The sequence below is a fragment of the Bradyrhizobium stylosanthis genome (assembly GCF_001641335.1).
Taxonomy (GTDB): Bacteria; Pseudomonadota; Alphaproteobacteria; order Rhizobiales; family Xanthobacteraceae; genus Bradyrhizobium; species Bradyrhizobium stylosanthis.
Genome location: NZ_LVEM01000003.1, coordinates 1,210,327 through 1,229,438 on the forward strand (window position 1 = coordinate 1,210,327; position 19,112 = coordinate 1,229,438).

Consider the following 19,112-nt stretch of genomic DNA (forward strand, 5'->3'; position numbering starts at 1 on the left):
CTGCAGGGTCGTCCGCACTTGTCGCGCAGGCCGGCCTGGACTGGCTGCTGTCACACAAGGAGACTTCCAATGACCACTCTCAAGGTGTTGTCGACCGGACTGATCGCTGTCGCCATGCTCGGGGGACCCGTCATGGCGCGCACCAGCCATGCCGTTACGCATTCGTCCACCATGCAGGCCGAACCGGCCGCATCCGAGGGCTTCGGCTATCAGGGCGAGCGCGCCTGCGTTCCGGCCCCGCGTGTCGGCGCGTTCGCGACGGCACCGTGGACCGGCAACAACGTTCCCTGCGAGCCGGGCACCGGCAGCTTCTGATCCCGATGACGTCGCGGCCGGTGCCTCACCCGGTCGCTGCCATTCAATGATGCAGGCGGGCCCGTTTGTTCGGGCCCGCTTGCGTTTGGGGACGTGCATCGGCGCGCGGCCGGATCATGTCGCCGATGCGCCGGGCCCTCGCGCCTGACATCGAATTCAGTGGGAGCGATGCGCGCGCTTCCTATCTGTTTTCACGATAGGGCTTGCCGGCAGCACGAGACGCAAGCGAACGCATCGGCCGCCGCGCATCCGGACACGAAAGGAGTCCCTCATGAAACGAGCATTGATCATTCTGGCGACAGCGGCGCTGGCTTCCACACTGGCTGTCGGAACGGCCGAAGCACATGGCGGCGGTGGCGGCGGCCACGGCGGCGGCTTCGGCGGTGGCGGCCATATGGGCTTTGGCGGCGGCGGGCATTTCGGCGGCATGGGCCATGCCGGCGGGTTCGGCGGCGGGCACTTCGGTGGCGGGCATTTTGGCGGCGAGCACTTCGGCGGCGAGCATCTCGGGTTCGGCGGTCATGTCGGCGGCCTGCGCCAGCACGCGTTTCACAGCTTCGGCCACCACCACGCCGGATATGGACTCTACGGCGCCTATCCGGATTGCTACGACTGGTACGCCTATCATCCCTACCAGCCGCTGCCGCTGAGCTGCAGCTAGACGAGCATGCACGGTGTCGATCGGTCCGGGCCACACCTCCAGGGTCGGCCGATCGCACCGCGCTGGTTCGCATGCGCGGCTTTCGCGATACATTGCGTGGCAACACGGCTTCGCATTCTCGCGGCCCAATTCGCCCGAGCTTTGCCTCGTCACTCCACCCTCAAAGCCAAGAGGGCGCAGGGAAGGCCGGGTGCCGACCTCGCACCCACGGTCCGCTGCGCGAAAGGTAGCGCAAAAGAACCGCACAGCAGCATACAGGTGGTGCCAATCACTCGGCCTTCCCTGCGCGATGGTCGGACGGCTTATGCCGCGCTCTCCCGGGAGCCGAGTTCCCTCTGGCCTCCCTCGCCCCCACGGAATTCACCGGCGCCGCGCCGGTTGACGCGATCACCGCCTCCGCAAGAGCTTGACCGTAGCAACGACGGCCAGGACCACACGGTTTTGCCGCACGCGCGGCCCGCCTTTTTCGCCGCGGGATTCGACGACGTTGTGCACGTTGCCGCCGCTCCCTTGGCGAGACGAGCCTGTCAGCGTCGTTCGTCCGCGCGATACCGAGGGCTCACGGAGAGCAATCCGCCCTGCCCCAGACCACTCGCGCCCGACACTGCCGCGTCCACCGCAAGCCCGGCTCGCGAAAACGACGACCTCATGATCGCCCCTCAAGGATGAGCCGGGATGGGCGACACATACGACAAATCCGAATTTCGGTAAAGTGGAATATTTTTGTGGGGAGGGGTTGACGGGCGCGCGGGTGTTTTGCCCGACGGGAAAGACGGCCCGGTCATAGGCGTTACATTCGTTCTGAAACGTATTCGAGCGAACTACTCGGGATAAGACTCCATGCCCTCCCGCGTCGGCTTCTCGAAAAGAATAAACAGCAGAGGATTGCCGGGCTCGGATGTCACGTCAGTACGCAGTGCAAAGACCTCCCCCGTGACGCTGCTCGTGTATTCGGCAACAATCTCGCCAAAGCTGTTGCGCTGTACAGCGACCTTCTGCCCAGGGCTGACCCTGTCGTGAAGCTTAACCAGAGGTTCGACGAAGCCGGCTTCGGTCGCAATAATCGGGAAGCCGCTGTTGCCAATGAAAACCGTCACGTCCTTGCCGGTTTTGCCCATCGGGCCGGATACGATACCGTGGTGTTTGAGTACGTTCATCGTACCCTCAACGAACAGATCGATCATATCAGGAGAGAGTACCCGAGCGGGGCCAATCTCTGTGCAGATCGCAGGAATTCCCACGTCGATCAGAGCATTATGGAGAACAACCGGATACACCGGATTATTGAAGATCTGGGCAACGGGAAAGAGTTCCAGCATCGCCTTGACCTCCGGAATATTCATATCGCCGAGATTGAAGGCACTGGCACTAAAGCCGGTTGCTCCGGTGTGGAAATCGATGGCGAAGTCGGCGTTCGGCCGCAACAGACGATTGAACAGCAACCCCGCATGTCGGCTGGTCGGGGTGGGGCCGTTTTCGTCTCCCGGCCATACTCGGTTGATGTCTACGAGGTCGGCACCCAACCCCACGTTGGGCCATCGCCGCTGCATGCTTTCCAGGGCGGGGCGAGACACATCGGTGACCGCCATCACCGTACCCGACATACTTTTGGGGTCGAGCTGGTTCATCACGGTCATGACCGTATGGATCGAGCTCATCTCGTCGCCGTGCACACCACTGGTCAGAAGGGCACGCTTGCCTGGCCTTACCCCCTTCGCGACCACCACCGACACATTCCAGTGTTTGCCCGTAGGCATCTGCACGCCCTGAAAATAGAAGAGATGCTTCTGCCCGGGCTCAAGGTCGTTGACGTCCAGCGCGCTGATGACCTTCTTCCCCTGGATCACATCGCCGGTATAGACGGTCCTCCCCGGCGTAGCCGGCGCAGCAGCGTTAGCGTTGACAGCGAAGGCGGCCGAGGCGCCAGCGGTGGCGATAGATGCAATCAAGAAGTTGCGGCGATCGGGACCTTTTTCGGAATTGTCCGGCATGTGTCGATTCTCCTATGACCGTCCGATCAGAGAATGAGACGCATAATGGTCGCGACATCCCGCGACTGCAGCGCACCGAGTCTGCTACTGATCTCATCAGGGTGCAAGATTGTTGCGCGAGCTATGTTGGAATTGGCTCGGACCAGGGACTTTGCAGCGCTGTTCGCCAAGCTCCAGGATGCGCGATTTCTGTGACAGCGGCGGGACATCGGTCCGCAGGAGGGTAGAGCGCGAGCGAAACCCGCCGGAAGACATCATTTTCCACTGTGTGTTTCAGATCACAGCAGAATCATATGCCCTCGCCTACAAAGACCAGGCATGGCCGCAAACAAGGTAACGGCGGTACGCACGAGGCTGCGGAGACCATCAACAGCTACGGACTCTTTCGGAGCCGCTGGGGTGAAGAACCCGGCGGCTTTTTTCTGTATTGCGGGGAAGCGAACGGGCGATGCCATCGATGCCCTTGCGCCGGTTGCGTTTGCCGCACCACATCGCTCTCCCCGAACGACGGTGCCCTCGTAGGATGGGTAGAGCGAAGCGAAACCCATCAATACTACCCGACGTGAAGCATGATGGGTTTCGCAAGTGCTCTACCCATCCTACGGAACCCCAAACCCTCACCCCAGCTCGAACGCGCCGCGCGCCGCCTTCACCGACGACGCGATGAACCGGTGCACTTCCTGCACTCTTCGCGTTCCGTGCGTGTCGGGGTGTGACGTCAGCCAGTAGCTCCGCACGAAACGCACCTCGGGCAGCAGGCGGCGGAGTTCGGGGTAACGGCTGGCGGCGTAGTCATGCAGGATGCCGATGCCGTGTCCGGCGCGGACCGCCTCGATCTGCGCGACGATGCTGCCGCATTCGTAGCGGCGGGACATCAGGCGGCCGAGGGCGGCCGCATAATCGAGCGCGCGGCTGTAGGCGAAGTCCTCGATGTGGGTGACGAACAGGCGGCCGGCGAGATCGGCCTGCGCCTCGATTCCGCCCTCGCGCTCCAGATAATCCTGCGAGGCGTAGACGCTGAGGCTGTAGTCGGTGAGCTTGGACAGGATGAGCCGGCCCTGCTTCGGCCGGTCCAAGGTGATCGCGATATCCGCCTCGCGGCGCGACAGCGAGAAGGTGCGCGGCAGCGGGATGAGCTGGATGATCAGGCCCGGATGGCGCGCGGCCAAGGCGCCGAGATGCTCGGCGAGAAAGAAATTGCCAAGGCCGTCAGGCGCGCCGACGCGCACCGTGCCGCTGATGGTGTCCGCGCTGCCGCCGATGCTGGCGCCGACTTTCAGAAACTCGCTTTCCGCGCGCTCGGCCGCCTGGACCAGGGACTCGCCGGCGGCGGTCAGCGTGCAGCCGGCGGTGTGCCGCTCGAGCAGCTTGGCCTTCAGGCTCTTCTCCAGCGCGGTCACCTGACGCGCAACCGTGGTGTGGTTCAGGCGGAGGTTCTTCGACGCCTTGAGGATCTGCCCGGCGCGCGCGACCTCCAGAAATATCCTGACCCGCTCCCAATCCATCGACGGCACCCTTTCGGACCACGTTTTCCAGAGCGACACTTCATGCACAATGGAGGCTAATTGTCGTTCATTGATGTGCAATTTTATGAGCCATAGATGATGCGGGTCAAGCCTGCAGATCGCGCGCAACCAGAGAAAGGACAACCAGATGCCGCTGCTCCGATTCAACATGTTCGAAGGCCGCACCGATGCCGAGATCAAGACACTGCTCGACGCGGCGCATGAAGCGGTGGTCGCCGCGTTCCACGTGCCCGAGGGCGACCGCTACCAGCTCGTCTCGGAATATCGTCCGGGCCGGATGATCGCCCTCGATACCGGCCTCGGCATCGCGCGCACCGGCAAGGTCGTGCTGGTCGAGGTCCGCTCACGGACCAGGCGCGAGGACGACAAGCTGCGGTTCTACGAGCTGCTGTGCCGGAAGCTGAAGGACGCCTGCGGTCTCGACAGCTCGGACATCATCGTGTCGTTCGTCGAGAACGGCGATGCCGACTGGTCGTTCGGCCTTGGCCGCGCGCAATTCGTGACGGGCGAGCTCGCGTGAGGCTGCGCGCAAATTGGACCGCTCGGCGCAATTAAGCGTGCGGTTGGCGATGGCGACACCGTTGTCGCTCGCCGAAATCAACCGCCGCCCAGCCTCGAAGGGTCATTGGGCGACGGCGGGTCGTCGTGATCGGTCCGAAAGCCCCCTGGAGCGGATGGGTCGCGATAGATCCTTTCCCCTCCCGGCGCGATGTAGACTGGGCTCGCCGCCGCGTTGGGCGAGCCCGCAAGGGCGCGCGGATCGAAATGGCGTCCTCTTTGGGCCGCGTTCGCCGAAGCCCCGAGAGCGAGCAAGAGCGATAGTGCAACAATGGAGCGCATTGGTTCTTCTCCAATCACAAGCGACCGGTCAGGTTTGCGCGGCCCGGGTCCCGGCAGCGCCGATTGGCGGTCGCGTTCCCGGTCGAGCTATGAACGGGCCTCGCGCTCCGCGATCCCCTGGGTTTCGTGTTCGCACGACCGCTTGGCCGGACGGTCTTCCATTTCGGCAAGCGCATTCAAATCTAGGCAGTACCACTCACGAGCGTATTCGGCGGGGACGCTCATCGTCGTGCCAACGTCCACGCCACCAGGGAGCCAGCACGATGCCAAGACCAGCGCTTCTCCTCGCATCGCTCGCGATCAATGCGATATCGCTTCCGGCTCTCGCCTCGGATTGCGTCTCGACATCGGACATCGCAGCATCGCGCGCGCACTGGGCAACCGTCCGCAATCACCCGGCAGGCGCCTCCGAAAACGAGAAAGCCTGCCGCGCATTCGCCGCTTCTTTCTATGAATCCGTGACGACGCGCCAGGCAGCCGCGGGCTGCATTCGCAGCAACGACCGCCAGCGCGACCTTGCCGCGCTCGATTCCGAAATTGAGGCGTTCAATACCGCTATCGCCAGCAGATGCGGCGGCTGAGAGCGGCGGCAATGGCTGGTCAAATATCGACCCCGCTCGAGCTTTGAGGAGATGAGCATGAAGATCGTCAGCCTGAGTGCCATCGCCATCGGCAGCATGATCGCTCTGGCGCCGCCGGCGCAAGCCCGATCGCCCTACGATGGCTGGTGGGATCTCGTCTTCGTCACGCAGGCTGGAGGATGCGACGCATCCTATAATTTTACGGTCAACGTCGCGAATGGCGTCGTGACCCACCCGAACCTCGTCAGGTTCAGGGGCTACGTTGCGAAGTCCGGAGCAGTTCGCGCCTCCGTCACCGTCCAGGACAAATACGCATCCGGCTCCGGCCGATTGTTCGGCACGAAAGGCCGGGGAAAGTGGAGCGGCTATTCCGGCTCGTCGCGTTGCTCCGGGTATTGGACTGCCCAGCGAAACTGATCGTCTACGCCCAGGCCTTCACTCCGTCAGGCCGCCGCACGGGCGACGAAGCAGATGAGCGATCATCCCGCAACGACACCCCAAGCTCGCCTTTGACTGCAAAAGCGGGAGTTGCCGCCGCGAGCTTCCGCGCGAATTTGCTCCACCGAGAACATCACATAGAGAGCTCGTTCGCGCGCAGGGGCGAACAGGCGAGACGAGTATTTTCATGGATTTATCGGGAATTTGGTAGCGGGAGAGCGCTACCGCCTTTCCCCACACGACCCAATCCTACTTTATTTCCTTCGATCTTTCGCATGAGGCAGGTCACTCGCCTCGCGACAAACGTCACCCAGACACGCTTATCCAAAAACGCAGTCTCCCAACAAGCACCGAAGCCAACCGAAGAACCTAATCTCAATTTAGGCGCCAACAGTTGGCGCCGGAGACATTGGGAACAGCGGAATCAAAATCAGCTTGAATATCCAACGATTTCAAAGCGCATTGGGAAAAAATAGCCGAATTCACCTCTAGCAATATCAATTACTTAGCTAGCATTTCCAAAGACTGAGGCGCCTGGTCTCCAGTAGAGAACGTACGACAATACAGGGTAGCGTCGAGGGTTCGCCGCCTGACGATCGCTTTGCAGAGCTCAACCAGAAGCGACCGTCCCACAGGGTAGCGCTCCTCACATGTTCCTATCGCCTTAGCGCCCAGCCGGTACATGTGGAGCCTGACGGCCGCAGTAAGGAATGGTTTTAACTGTCTAATACTTCGCGCTATAGTTGCACTACAGTTGGTTTTTGAGCCAATCTGAAATCGCCCGAACTTAGGGTGATCGGGAAGCGTTTTTGGCCAATGGGTTCGAATTCTGCCACGCACCAGTCAAACGGCTCGCTCTAGCATTAGCGGGGGACACGAGATCCGCCGCGCTGTGCTTGCCGTATCTTGTGCCCTGTTGATTGCCGTCTGTAGCACAACGCCATTGCTCGCCCGATCGGGCGTACCCGATGTGACCGAAGACCGGTTCGTTGCCGGCATAGTAAGGCTGTTGTCCGCTCCGATCTGTCTCCCAACGTACTCGGGGTATTGGCAACCAAGCGCGCCGAAATCTTAGAGCCGGGAGACGATTTCTGCCCGAAAACCATCGATGCGATCATGTCGAGGAAAGAAGTGCAAGATGCGCTCGAGAAGCGCGTCCGATCGAATTTTTCCGACAATCGCGATCTATATACCCGACTACCCAACAGTTGCCGGCGCTCGCCGATACGCTGGCGAAGTCTCCGCTTCGACGTGGTCGATGGCAAGCCCATCGACGAAGTTCTGCGCCGAATGCGCGTTGCGCCAGCGACCGCGCGGCGTGCTCTGATCGCAACGGCGATCGAACCTGCGAACGGCTCGAGCGACGAATTGGTCGAGCGTATTGCATCGCCTCCCGAAATCACCGCGGACCTGTACGTGAACACATCGTCTGACGATCTTAAGCAAGCGTCGTACCACTGCATAAACAAAGTGACTCGTCCCATCTCACCGGTCATCACCGGAAAAACACGACAGTCTTGTGAAGCGGCATTGCTCACAACTCGTCGAAGTCGCAACACATTGTCTGGATTGCGACATCTAACGCGGCTGCGCAAGCCTGGCCGCTCTCTCGGTGTCGATGACAACGAGCGGAATCAAGAGAGGTCAGAAGCAGAAGCCAATGAAATTTCAGCACTCCACATGCAAATCCGCGCCGGTACGTTCATCAGCTGTTGACAGCCCGTCCCGAACGTCACTACATATTGGCATCGCGGTCCACTTGATTGCAAGATCCAGTGGCTAAGAGGGAAGCCGGTGAACTGCGCCTTGCGCGCGGAATTCCGGCGCTGCCCCCGCAACTGTCAGCAGCGAGCTGCTTCCGAACGACGTCACTGGGGCGACTGCACCGGGAAGACAGGAAGTGCAACGACCTGCGAGCCAGGAGACCTGCCGTGATGATCAGAACGTCCACGGGCGGGGTGTCCCGGCGGTCGCTTGCATGCACTGTTCGGCACCTCCAGTGCCGGCGTTTTTTGCAGCGCCCTTGCCTACAGCCCCGTTCAAACACAACACGCATCACGGGGCCTATTGATGTCACTGAACCTACATGACGCGGACACCGCATCCGCACCCATCATCCACTTCCGTCCACAGTCACTTGCGGCTGCTTCCAGCGAGCCGTCCATGCAGATCATCCGCCGCAACGGCAAGGTCTCGCCATTCGATTCCGCAAAGATCGCGGTGGCCATGACCAAGGCCTTCCTGGCCGTGGAAGGCACCAGCGCGGTCGCCTCGCGCCGCGTCCATGAGAGCGTCGAGCAGCTCACGTCCGAAGTCGTCACCGCGCTGATGCGCCGGGCAGGCGAGGGACGCACCTTCCATATCGAGGATGTGCAGGACCAGGTCGAGCTCGCTTTGATGCGCAGCGAGCACCACAAGGTCGCGCGCGCCTACGTGCTCTACCGCGAGGAACGCTCGCGCCAGCGTGCGGAGGAGGTCGCTGCGGAAGCCAAGACGGCCACCGCACCCGAGCTCCACGTCACGCTCGCCGACGGCTCCCGCGTCGGCCTCGACAACAAGCGTCTCGCCTTGATCATCGGCGAAGCTTGTGCCGGCCTCGACGGTGTCTCCGCCGCGCCCGTGCTGACTGAGACCACCCGCAATCTCTACGACGGCATCAGCCAGGACGAACTGGCGCTGGCCTCGATCATGGCCGCGCGCACGCTGGTCGAGCAGGAGCCGAACTACGCCTATGTCAGCGCACGCCTGCTGCTCGACAAGCTCCGCGGCGAAGTGCTGTCGCATGTCCACGGCGTTCCAACCTCGGCCTCGCAGGCCGACATGGCAACCCGCTATGCCGAATATTTTCCGGCCTACGTGAAGGTGGGCATCGCCGCCGAGCTGCTCGATCCCGAGCTGTCCCGTTTCGATCTGTCGCGCATCGCTGCCGCGCTGAAGCCCGAGCGCGATTTGAACTTCCAGTTCCTCGGGCTCCAGACGCTCTACGACCGCTACTTCCTGCACGAGCACGGCAAGCGCATCGAGCTGCCGCAGGCGTTCTTCATGCGCGTTGCGATGGGTCTCGCCGTCCGCGAGATCGACCGCGAAGCCAAGGCGATCGAGTTCTACGATTTGCTGTCGTCGTTCGACTTCATGGCCTCGACGCCGACCCTGTTCAATTCGGGCACGCTGCGCCCGCAGCTCTCGTCCTGCTTCCTCACCACGGTGTCGGACGATCTCGACGGCATCTTCAAGTCGGTCAAGGACAACGCGCTGCTCGCCAAATATTCCGGCGGCCTCGGCAACGATTGGACCCCTGTGCGCGGCCTCGGCGCCCACATCAAGGGCACCAATGGCGAGAGCCAGGGCATCATCCCGTTCCTGAAAGTCGCCAACGACACCGCGATCGCCGTTAACCAGGGCGGCAAGCGCAAGGGCGCGGTTTGCGCTTACCTTGAGACTTGGCACGTCGACATCGAGGAGTTCCTCGATCTGCGCAAGAACACCGGCGACGACCGCCGCCGCACACATGACATGAACACCGCCAACTGGGTTCCCGACCTGTTTATGCAGCGCGTCGACGCCGACGGCGAATGGACGCTGTTCTCGCCGGACGAGACGCCCGATCTGCACGATCTTTACGGCACGGCCTTCAAGACCGCCTACGAGGCGTATGAGGCCAAAGCGAAGGCCGGCACCATCCGCGTGTTCAAGACCGTGCGTGCGACCGACCTCTGGCGCCGCATGCTGACTATGCTGTTCGAGACCGGCCATCCCTGGATCACCTTCAAGGATCCCTGCAATCTGCGCTCGCCGCAGCGGCACATGGGCGTGATCCATTCCTCGAACCTCTGCACCGAGATCACGCTGAACACCTCGGCCGACGAGGTCGCGGTCTGCAATCTCGGCTCGATCAACATGCTCGCGCATGTCGGTGCCAATGGCATCGATCAGGCCAAGCTGAAGCGGACGGTCAAGACCGCCGTGCGGATGCTCGACAACGTCATCGACATCAATTTCTACACCATCCCGGAGGCGCGCCGTTCCAACATGCGCCACCGCCCCGTCGGCCTTGGCCTGATGGGCTTCCAGGAGGCGCTTCAGGTCCAGCGCATTCAGATCGCCTCGGATGCCGCCGTCACCTTCGCCGACGTCAGCATGGAGGCGATCTCCTATCACGCCATCGAGGCGTCTTCGGATCTCGCAACCGAACGCGGACGCTATCTGAGCTTCGAGGGCTCGCTCTGGTCGAAAGGTATTTTGCCGCTCGACTCCATCCAACTTCTTAAGGATGCCCGCGGCGGACTCGATGTCGATCGCTCCTCGACCCTGGACTGGGATCGCCTGCGCAAGAAGGTCGTCGCTGGCGGCATGCGCAACTCCAATGTGATAGCAATTGCGCCAACGGCAACGATCTCCAACATCTGCGGCGTGTCGCAGTCGATCGAGCCACACTATCAAAACCTCTTCGTCAAATCGAACATGTCGGGGGACTTCACGGTCGTGAACGAGATGCTGGTCCGCGATCTCAAGGCTCGCGGTCTGTGGGATGACGTGATGATCTCCGACCTAAAATATTTCGACGGCAGCGTCGGCCAGATCGATCGGGTGCCCAATGATCTCAAGCATCTCTATGCGACAGCCTTCGAGGTCGACAGTTCCTGGCTGATTGAAGCGGCTGCGCGGCGGCAAAAATGGATCGACCAGTCGCAGTCGCTCAACCTCTACATCGCCAATCCATCTGGCAAGTCACTAGACGCACTTTACCGCTTGGCGTGGCGCCGTGGATTGAAAACCACGTACTATCTGCGATCCCACAGTGCCACCCATGTCGAGAAATCGACCCTGAAGGGCACTGATGGCAAGCTCAACGCCGTGTCCGCCTCGGCTGCGATTTCGTACGCGCCGGTTGTCGTCCCCGCCATTGCGGCGCCGGACTTGGACGGCATGAACGCCTGCCATATCAACGATCCCGAATGCGACGCCTGCCAGTAAGGAGATGACGATGCTCGATTGGTCCAATAGCGAAACGATCGTTGCGGCGCCTCCCGCCGTCCCAAGCCTCACCACCCTACCTCCGAAGTCCCGGCTCACGCTTGAGGCGGCCGATCCAACTGGCCTCGGTGCGATCGATCGTGCTGGCGGCCGCGTCTCGGTCGATGAGAAGCAGATGATCAACTGCCGCGCCGACGTCAACCAGCTCCTGCCGCTGAAGTACAAATGGGCTTGGGAGAAGTATCTCTCTGCTTGTAACAATCACTGGATGCCGACCGAAGTCTCGATGCAGTCTGATATCGCTTTGTGGAAGGCGCGCAACGGGCTGACGGAGGACGAGCGGCACACGATAAAGCGCAATCTCGGCTTCTTCGCCGCTTCGGAATCGCTTGTCGCCAACAACATCGTGATGGCGATCTATCGCCACCTCACCAACCCTGAGTGCCGGCAGTACCTCTTGCGGCAGGCGTTCGAGGAGGCAGTCCACACCCATACCTTCCAGTACATCGTCGAAAGCCTTGGGCTGGATGAGGGTGAGCTGTTCAACATGTACCGCGAGGTGCCCTCGATCACCGACAAGGCGGCTTGGGCGCTCAAACACACGCAGCACCTCGCCAATCCGTCGTTCGAGACCGGCACGCCGGACGATGGCCGCGCCTTCCTGCGCGATCTCGTTGCCTTCTACGTCGTTTTCGAAGGCATGTGGTTCTACACCGGGTTCGCTCAGATACTATCGCTCGGCCGCCGCAACAAGATGGTCGGCATCGCCGAACAGTATCAGTACATCCTGCGCGATGAGAGCATTCACCTGAATTTCGGCATCGATGTCATCAACCAGATCAAGATCGAAAACCCGCACCTGTGGACATCCGCGTTACAGGATGAGGTTCGCGGCATGCTTCGTGACGCAACAGAGCTCGAAGCCGCTTACGGCCGCGATACCATGCCGCGGGGGTTCCTCGGCCTGAATGCGGTTCTGTGCGAGCAGTACATGCACTTCATCGCTAACCGGCGCTGCGCGCAGATCGGACTCGCGCCTGTATTCGCCGAGGTCGATAACCCGTTCCCCTGGATGTCGGAGACGATGGACCTGAAGAAGGAGAAAAACTTCTTCGAAACCCGCGTCATCGAATATCAGAACGGAGGCGCACTGACTTGGGAATAACCTGATGCAGAGCGATCGCCAGATGACCTCGCAACAGTTTGCGAGGTCGTTCGGCACTTGATACGCGCCATTGCGAAGCGAAAGCTTGCAAACGAACGTCATCTAAACGATCCCTGCTATGAGACTTCGTGACTTGTCGCTCGGCCGATATGTCTCACTCCGCCGTGCTGGTTGATACATCGGCAGCACGGCACATGAGTGAGTGCACGCCTTTCTGCCCCAGCAATTCGCGATCGATAGCGACCTCGAGACACGGTCGATGCTCATGATTCGCTGCCCGCACGATTGCGACCACCTTTAGGCATTGGCCAAGTAATTACAAGAAAATTGAAAGTCGGCTCGAATTGACGTTGGCCAGTACATTGGCACCTATGCCGTTTACAAGGCGTCGTCTAGATCCCGCATTGCACGAGCAACTGCGGTGCGTTGGTTCCCCGCTGGAAGTCGATCACGCGATCAGCCTCTTATTTTTCTCATCCGCAGATCGCGACCGGGCCGATGACGGAGCACGGGTTGGTTTCATGCTCCCGCGCGTTACCTTAGCGGATGCCCTACAATTCGCACGTTCCCGAGAGCTAACAACGGCTCAAGCAATACCGGTGCGAATCGCCTGCTCGCGTCTGAATGACCGCACCACCCTGCCGTACGGAGCTGAAATTTAGCATCGATCACATTCAATCTGATAGCGCTATCAGCCAAAATAACTCGTTTAAATTGCTTAGATGAGTCCTATAACGAAGTCCCTCTCAGCTACTGGAGTGATATGGAGTCGTAAATGTCCGAAGCAAAGTGGAAGTTGGCGAGGTGTATGGGTTCGGCCTGCCTAGGCCTACTCCTCACGGCGCCGGCAAAGGCGCAAGCGATCTGGACCTGGACCAACCAATACGGATCAAGCCTAGCGGTAGACAATTATAATCCAAACACAGGCGCAATTTCCGGCGCGTATACGAACAATGCGAGCAATAGCTGCGATGAAGGTACTCCTCGAGCGTTGACGGGCTGGCTCGCGCAGACCAGTAGCGGCGCGGCGATCAGCTTTTCGGTGAATTTTGTAGGCTGCGGATCGACGACGGTGTGGACTGGGCAGCTGAACGCTGCATCGGGATTTCAGGGACTCTGGCTACTTTCGCTCGCCGAACCGGTGGCATGGAATGGCATCAGCGCCGGCGCGGACACTTTCACCTTTGCAAGCGGCGACAAAGCGAAACTGCCTTCCGCTAGCGGAGAGGTGGCCAAGAGCGGTGCAGGCGAGAAGCTCTCGAATACAAAGAACCGCAAATGACATGGCCTGCCTGCGGCAAGAGAAAGAACGTCATCATGCTAATTTCTGATCCCGCCTTTATCAAGCGCCGACGCTCGCTCTAAAGCTGATTTGATATCGAACTCGAGATCGATCCCTGCCGAGCCTGAATCGCCCACCTGTTCAGGCTCGGTCTTGTCGTTGGACTTCTAGGGAGGCTGACGTATCCATTGGCCAAGGTTCGAACGCGCGCGCCTGGCCCTTTTGCGCACACCGTCGGGATCAAGTTACGCCTTAAGCCGATTTGGCGCGATGTCCATTAGCAGGTCCGCTCCGAGAGTCGCCCACGCTGCGGACAGACCTTAAAGCCGAACGTTCTCTACTTCGGCGCTCAGACAGGAATGTCATCATTATGCATAGCCAGGAGTTTGAGATTACCGGCGGTGCACGTTGCAACAACTAGAATGATTGCCATTCCGATCAGGCCAGCTTCAAACGATCCTGTTCTGTCCTTAAGAAAGCCGACCATGTAAGGGCCGACGAAGGCGCCAAAGGCACCGATGGAATTGATAAATGCGATGCCTCCGGCGGCAGCGGGACCGGTAATGCGCCGATCAGATTAGAGATCTTTTGCCTCTTGCAATCAACAAGGCGCGCCCAGAGCTACATGCCTATTGTCACGAAGAAATAGGCCATGGCTGAGAGCCAGCCAACCTGCATGTTGTTCAAGTTGCGGCTCTTTAAAATCAGAGGGAGCCAGATACCGATCCCATAGGAGCTGATCGTGAAGGCGAAAGTGATGCCCGTCAACATTACCACGCGAACGTCCTCCATCGCAGCCCAGAAATCCTTTCTGAGTCTATCGTGCTTTTCTCCAGCGAGCTCGTCCAGCAGCGCTTCCCGCTCGCGGGGCGTCAGCCGCGCTGCTTTGTCTGGTGTGTCGGCTAGCAGAACGAGACATAGGAGGCCGAGCAGGCAGGCCGGAAGATCTTCGATGAGAAACCTCCATTGCCAGCCGGCCAGCCGCCACCCTCCATCCATCCCTAACAACGAAGCCGATAGCGGATTGCCGATCAAAGAAGACATCGGTGTTGTAGCCATGAACCAGGCGAGGACGCCGGCTCGCGATCGCGCCGGAAACCAGATCGAGATGTACCAGATGCCCCCGGGAACACGCCTGATTCGAAAACACCCAAAGGAAAACGGATCGCGTAGAAGCTGTATGGTCCGACGGCGAACGCCGTCGCCGCGGCCGCAAGGCCCCAGGTTATCATGACAAGAGCCAGCCAGCGGCGCGCACCGAAGCGATACATCATCATATTGCTGGGCACTTCCAGCAGGCAGTAACTAAAGAAGAGGCTCCCGGCGCCCAGCCGAATTGTTCGGCTCTTAGGCCAATGTCGTCGTTCATCTGTAACGCGGCGATGCCGACACTAGTACGGTCGAGGTTGTTGAAGAAACAAGCGAGGCCCAAAAGCGGCACGAGCCGCCGCGTATTCTTGGCGACAGCGCTCCCGACCAATCCAGATATCACTTTGTCCTCGGCATGACACTGGTCACCAACCAACTCCAACAATTCGTTACGCTCCTAAAACAAGTCGCGGCTCACCACACATTTCGCCCAAGTTTTGGGGCTGCACTGCGACACCGGGCTGATATTATCGAACCCATGGCCGGAGTGTCCGATCGAAGATCGACAACACTTCCACGGGCGGCGCCCGCGCTCAGGATTTAACCTAGCGACGCACCGAATGGATGGGCGGCGACTATCCCTCATATGCGAGGCGTCAGCCCGAGCGTCGCCCGAGCCTCTACTGCGGTGGCGGCCTCGTACCTAAGTTCACGGATAATCCTTACCGTCTTTTCGACCAGTCGCACGTTAGTGGCTAGTGTACCCTGCTCGAGGTAGAGATTGTCCTCTAGCCCGACACGAACATGGCCACCGGCGAGCACCGGTTCAGTCGTTGCGGGTAGCTGCGGGCGGCTTATCGAAACCTTTATTGATGAGGCGTATCGGATCTTGGACGAGGTGGGAAAGTGAGAAACATTGCCATTCAAGTTTGATGCCCGCCTTTTGGAACCGTTTCGCCATAATGTCGCAGCGGGTCGGCGAGGTGTTAACGACAATCTCGCGTCCGCCAAAGCTGGCCAGAACAGTGTGAGCGTCAAACGTCGCCATGTCGGCGCCGGCCTCGAGTCCTTTTAAGCGCTCTTCGAATATAACCTCGTCAAGCCCGGGCTCTAGGGATCGCACCATGTCTCCATCAACGCCCCCTCCGGTGCTGTTGTTGATGATGATGCAGCACTTTTTCAGGATCCGAGAATTGATGACTTGGTAGATTTTCGGATTACAGGTTGCGCCGTCGTTTGTCCTGCGCGCATGCAGCGCCACGATAGAGGCACCTGTATCGTAGCACCGGTACACATCCTCGGCGATCTCGCTGGGCTAGGTCGGTAGGTGTGGGTTTTGCGGTTTTTTCACCACACCTCCCGTCGGAGCAATCGTGACAATCACTTTGCTCTCAAACTTCATGCTACGTCTCCTGTCATCGACCGCTTAGCTCATTCAAGAGCGGATTTAGTCTGCTCCGGACGAGTCGTTTGGCATGGGCGCCGCCGCATACTGCCTCAACGCATGTTTTTGGCTTCTGCAGGGCGTCATCCGCGACGATCTGCGCTCTGCTGCTCGCAAACGGAGCTGTCCAGCTCGTGCGATAAGTGGGCGGCGAAGACGCCACTTCGTCGCAACCGGCGTGTTCCGGTCATTTCATTCCTTCGGCGGGTCAGATTTCTGCATACGCAATGTCCGTGAAGTTGCCCTGGGACCAGAGGAGATTGTGCTTGTTCTTTCCACCAAGGTCGGTGGAATAGATCGAACCGGCGAGTTCCGTAACGAACATCTGATTGCCGGGAACGTCGAGTGCGATGCCGATTCCCTCCATCAGGTGCGTGATGAGAATTTCCGGCTCCGTCTTTAGATCGACGCGCGCGCGATTGACCGTGTTGCCGCGCGGAGGGTCACCGCGGTCGGTCCGATAGAGGACGCGGTTAGCGAGGTCTAACTCAGGGTGAATCGGCTCCGGCAAGCCATCGAATAGCACCTCGATGTCGAAGCGATTTGCCGGGCGTCGCCGTCCGGAATGTCGATGTTGGCGCGAAAGATTTGGCCTAGACCGGCATTGTCCGGACCTTTTTGCGTCCAGTAGAGCTGGTGGCGCATGGGGTCCGGTGTCGCCGTCAACGATGGCTCGATCGAGCGCGACGATATCGATGGAACAGCTCGAAGAGTCATCGTTACCTGCGGTGCCACTTTCACGTCGAAGCAGATCCAGCCCGATCGCAGATGCGGCAAGCTGTACTGGTCTGACCGCGAAGGGATGCGGGTTATGCATGCAATCTCGACGGCTCGAAGATTGAGACGCTCATCGAGGCAGGCCTCGATGAGGTGGACCGCCGTGACCCGACAAGGTGGTGCATTGGCGTCACCATCGACATTGATTATGACTAGCGTGGACATCGATTGCGACTCCGTCTGGAGCTGACAATCCGTAACAATAACTATTTCGATCGGAACCATCTGGATTCATGGCTTGAATGCGGTTGGTGCTCACCTCGAGAAACAACAGCCGACGAACTGGGACTTCTCCGGCGGGCGACACTTCCGATTCGACGGCGCTAGCGTCCGTCATGTTCTCCCCTCACGATTGGGCGGATGTGCTAAACGCAGGATGGCGTTCCAGCCTGTATGATTCTTGCCGAACCGAAGCTTGCTCGTGCACGGGTGCGGACAGTCGTTTTCACACACCACCTTCTATCCCAGCTGCCCAGCGATGGAACGCATTCTAAAGACGAAGATCAATACTTCGCGACCGCGTCACCCAAGCGGTAATTTACACGGACTAAACCGATGTCGATATCCTGACTGATGCGGGCGGTCCCTGCACGATCGCCCGCCGGAATGCCTGACTTCCTGTCAAAAACAGGAAGTCTACGTCCCTACGGCCCATGAACAAGTGATCGCACTCAATACCGACGGACCATTCGGAGCGAAGCCGAATTCAAGGCCCGCGCCTACCGCACGGCCCCAACGGGTTTCCCTGCCATTATCGATTGTCAGCCCAGTTGCAAACTCTGAGACTCGATATTTCTCGCGGACGCCCGCAGCGCCCCCCTTCACATAGAGCAGCACATTATTCCAGACGTAACCGACCTGACCCGTGAACAACCCAAATGCATCAATTTTGGATTCATCCTGGACGCCTGCGAAAGCAAGATTGACGTTGGAGCCCGCGAAATGCCCTGCGCCTCAAGGCCGAACACCGAGTTCGCTATCTGCCAGCGGTAGCCGACTTGACCGCCGGCGGTGCCTCCTGTCGCGTTATGGCATCCGATGGCGAGCGGCGGAGCAAAGATCAAGCTGCCGGCGTTGACGACGTCCCAGCACTGATGTGCGGAGCCACCGCCACCGTCAATGCCGATGTAGAAGCCCCTGCAATCGTAGATCCGAGCGACCATTGGGAGGGCTTTGATGGAGGGCTGCTCCGCCAAATCAGCGGCGGAGACCGGCCCGGCCAGCGCGATTAGCGCTATCGTGCCCAGCAGCAGGACTGCTTTCTTTTTTTGGCCCGTTCCCTTGATGGTTGATTGACCACACATAGCCATGTGTCGGCCCTCTCCATTAATTGCCAAAGCTGGTAGTTGACTACACCGCAAGCGTTCCCTGAGCATTCGACTGAGGGACAAAAGCTGATGTCGGTGGCCAGGCATGCGCGATCGATTGGCACGCCAATTGCTAGAAAACGTCACCGCCTCGATGGTCGAGAGGATATCGATGTCAAACCCGAATTGGTTCTCATGGTACTCTTTCCATTCTTTACGCCACTCAGCGGGGCAGTTAATAAGACATTGAAACAAATGTTGGCGCGCGACTCGACCTGGATGTAGCCAAAAAGACTAGCGTAACCGAACGGTTCGACACCCTCTTCCGACGCCGTGGAAGAACTTGATGAGAAGCTCGGGACGCTCGCGAAGGCATTCGGGCAGACTCCTTCACTGGAGACCTTCTGGGAGAAACCCAGGCAGACAACGCCGATGCAGCGTCTAAAAGACATGGTATTGCGGTAAACAAGATCAAAGACCGTCATCGCCGAGACGCCGATCTGGAAATCAAGCGCGCTGGCCAACTGAAGACCGTTGATCCTGCGCGATACAGCGAATTCATTCGTGAGTACGAGGACGGCGTCTCTCGGAGAGACACTGGTCGGCCGAACGGCTGATGAGCCCAGCTGGGCAAACCATAACCCCTGCTCTGACCCGCATTCGATCCTGATCTGCCGGCACTCACTTGCCGGCGTCCCCGACATCAGAGGCTAGCGTGTTCG

The 19,112-nt window shown here is 59.8% G+C and carries 12 protein-coding genes, 2 pseudogenes and 1 riboswitch; of the genes and pseudogenes, 8 read left to right on the forward strand and 6 right to left on the reverse strand.

The annotated features are described in order from the left end of the window. The first annotated feature begins 69 nt into the window (after window positions 1-69). Window positions 70-315, forward strand: coding sequence for a hypothetical protein (locus A7X65_RS25405; RefSeq protein ID WP_063690283.1), 246 nt, complete (start codon window positions 70-72; stop codon window positions 313-315). A gap of 271 nt (window positions 316-586) precedes the next feature. Continuing rightward, complete coding sequence (locus A7X65_RS25410) at window positions 587-976, forward strand: hypothetical protein (protein WP_063690286.1); 390 nt, start codon at window positions 587-589, stop codon at window positions 974-976. Window positions 977-1,797: 821 nt separating this feature from the next. Here the strand turns inward: A7X65_RS25410 and A7X65_RS25415 are convergent. Then, window positions 1,798-2,967 (reverse strand): M14 family metallopeptidase, encoded by a 1,170-nt coding sequence (locus tag A7X65_RS25415; protein ID WP_063690289.1) that lies wholly within the window; start codon window positions 2,965-2,967, stop codon window positions 1,798-1,800. Between the two features lie 617 nt (window positions 2,968-3,584). Beyond that, window positions 3,585-4,472 (reverse strand): LysR family transcriptional regulator, encoded by an 888-nt coding sequence (locus tag A7X65_RS25420; RefSeq protein WP_063690292.1) that lies wholly within the window; start codon window positions 4,470-4,472, stop codon window positions 3,585-3,587. Window positions 4,473-4,620: 148 nt separating this feature from the next. On the opposite strand from A7X65_RS25420, the gene A7X65_RS25425 reads away from it, so the two are divergent. From A7X65_RS25425 to A7X65_RS25450, 6 genes are all read left to right on the forward strand, one after another. Then, window positions 4,621-5,013 (forward strand): tautomerase family protein, encoded by a 393-nt coding sequence (locus A7X65_RS25425; RefSeq protein ID WP_063690296.1) that lies wholly within the window; start codon window positions 4,621-4,623, stop codon window positions 5,011-5,013. A gap of 958 nt (window positions 5,014-5,971) precedes the next feature. After that, complete coding sequence (locus A7X65_RS25435; protein WP_063690301.1) at window positions 5,972-6,331, forward strand: hypothetical protein; 360 nt, start codon at window positions 5,972-5,974, stop codon at window positions 6,329-6,331. A gap of 1,068 nt (window positions 6,332-7,399) precedes the next feature. Next, the gene (locus tag A7X65_RS42005; RefSeq protein ID WP_156528054.1) at window positions 7,400-8,068 is read left to right on the forward strand and encodes a hypothetical protein; all 669 of its coding nucleotides are present in this window, start codon (window positions 7,400-7,402) and stop codon (window positions 8,066-8,068) included. 18 nt (window positions 8,069-8,086) lie between these two features. Then, a riboswitch (cobalamin riboswitch) is annotated at window positions 8,087-8,300 on the forward strand. Between the two features lie 122 nt (window positions 8,301-8,422). Further along, window positions 8,423-11,326, forward strand: coding sequence for a ribonucleoside-diphosphate reductase subunit alpha (locus A7X65_RS25440; RefSeq protein WP_063690304.1), 2,904 nt, complete (start codon window positions 8,423-8,425; stop codon window positions 11,324-11,326). Between the two features lie 10 nt (window positions 11,327-11,336). Then, window positions 11,337-12,491, forward strand: coding sequence for a ribonucleotide-diphosphate reductase subunit beta (locus A7X65_RS25445; protein ID WP_082885075.1), 1,155 nt, complete (start codon window positions 11,337-11,339; stop codon window positions 12,489-12,491). Window positions 12,492-13,266: 775 nt separating this feature from the next. Further along, a complete protein-coding gene (locus A7X65_RS25450) occupies window positions 13,267-13,773 on the forward strand; it encodes an avidin/streptavidin family protein (RefSeq protein WP_245323818.1) in 507 nt (168 codons plus the stop codon). Between the two features lie 621 nt (window positions 13,774-14,394). Here A7X65_RS25450 and A7X65_RS43205 read toward each other — a convergent pair. The 4 genes and pseudogenes from A7X65_RS43205 to A7X65_RS25470 all read right to left on the reverse strand — a co-directional run bounded on the left by A7X65_RS43205 (window position 14,395) and on the right by A7X65_RS25470 (window position 18,387). After that, on the reverse strand, window positions 14,395-15,075 hold the full coding sequence (locus tag A7X65_RS43205; RefSeq protein WP_347336395.1) for an MFS transporter: 681 nt from the start codon (window positions 15,073-15,075) through the stop codon (window positions 14,395-14,397). 429 nt (window positions 15,076-15,504) lie between these two features. After that, window positions 15,505-16,156: pseudogene (locus A7X65_RS43210) on the reverse strand (beta-keto acid cleavage family enzyme). Window positions 16,157-16,514: 358 nt separating this feature from the next. After that, a complete protein-coding gene (locus A7X65_RS42010; protein WP_145665404.1) occupies window positions 16,515-17,123 on the reverse strand; it encodes a hypothetical protein in 609 nt (202 codons plus the stop codon). A gap of 463 nt (window positions 17,124-17,586) precedes the next feature. Continuing rightward, window positions 17,587-18,387: pseudogene (locus A7X65_RS25470) on the reverse strand (outer membrane protein). Window positions 18,388-19,112: the final 725 nt, after the last annotated feature.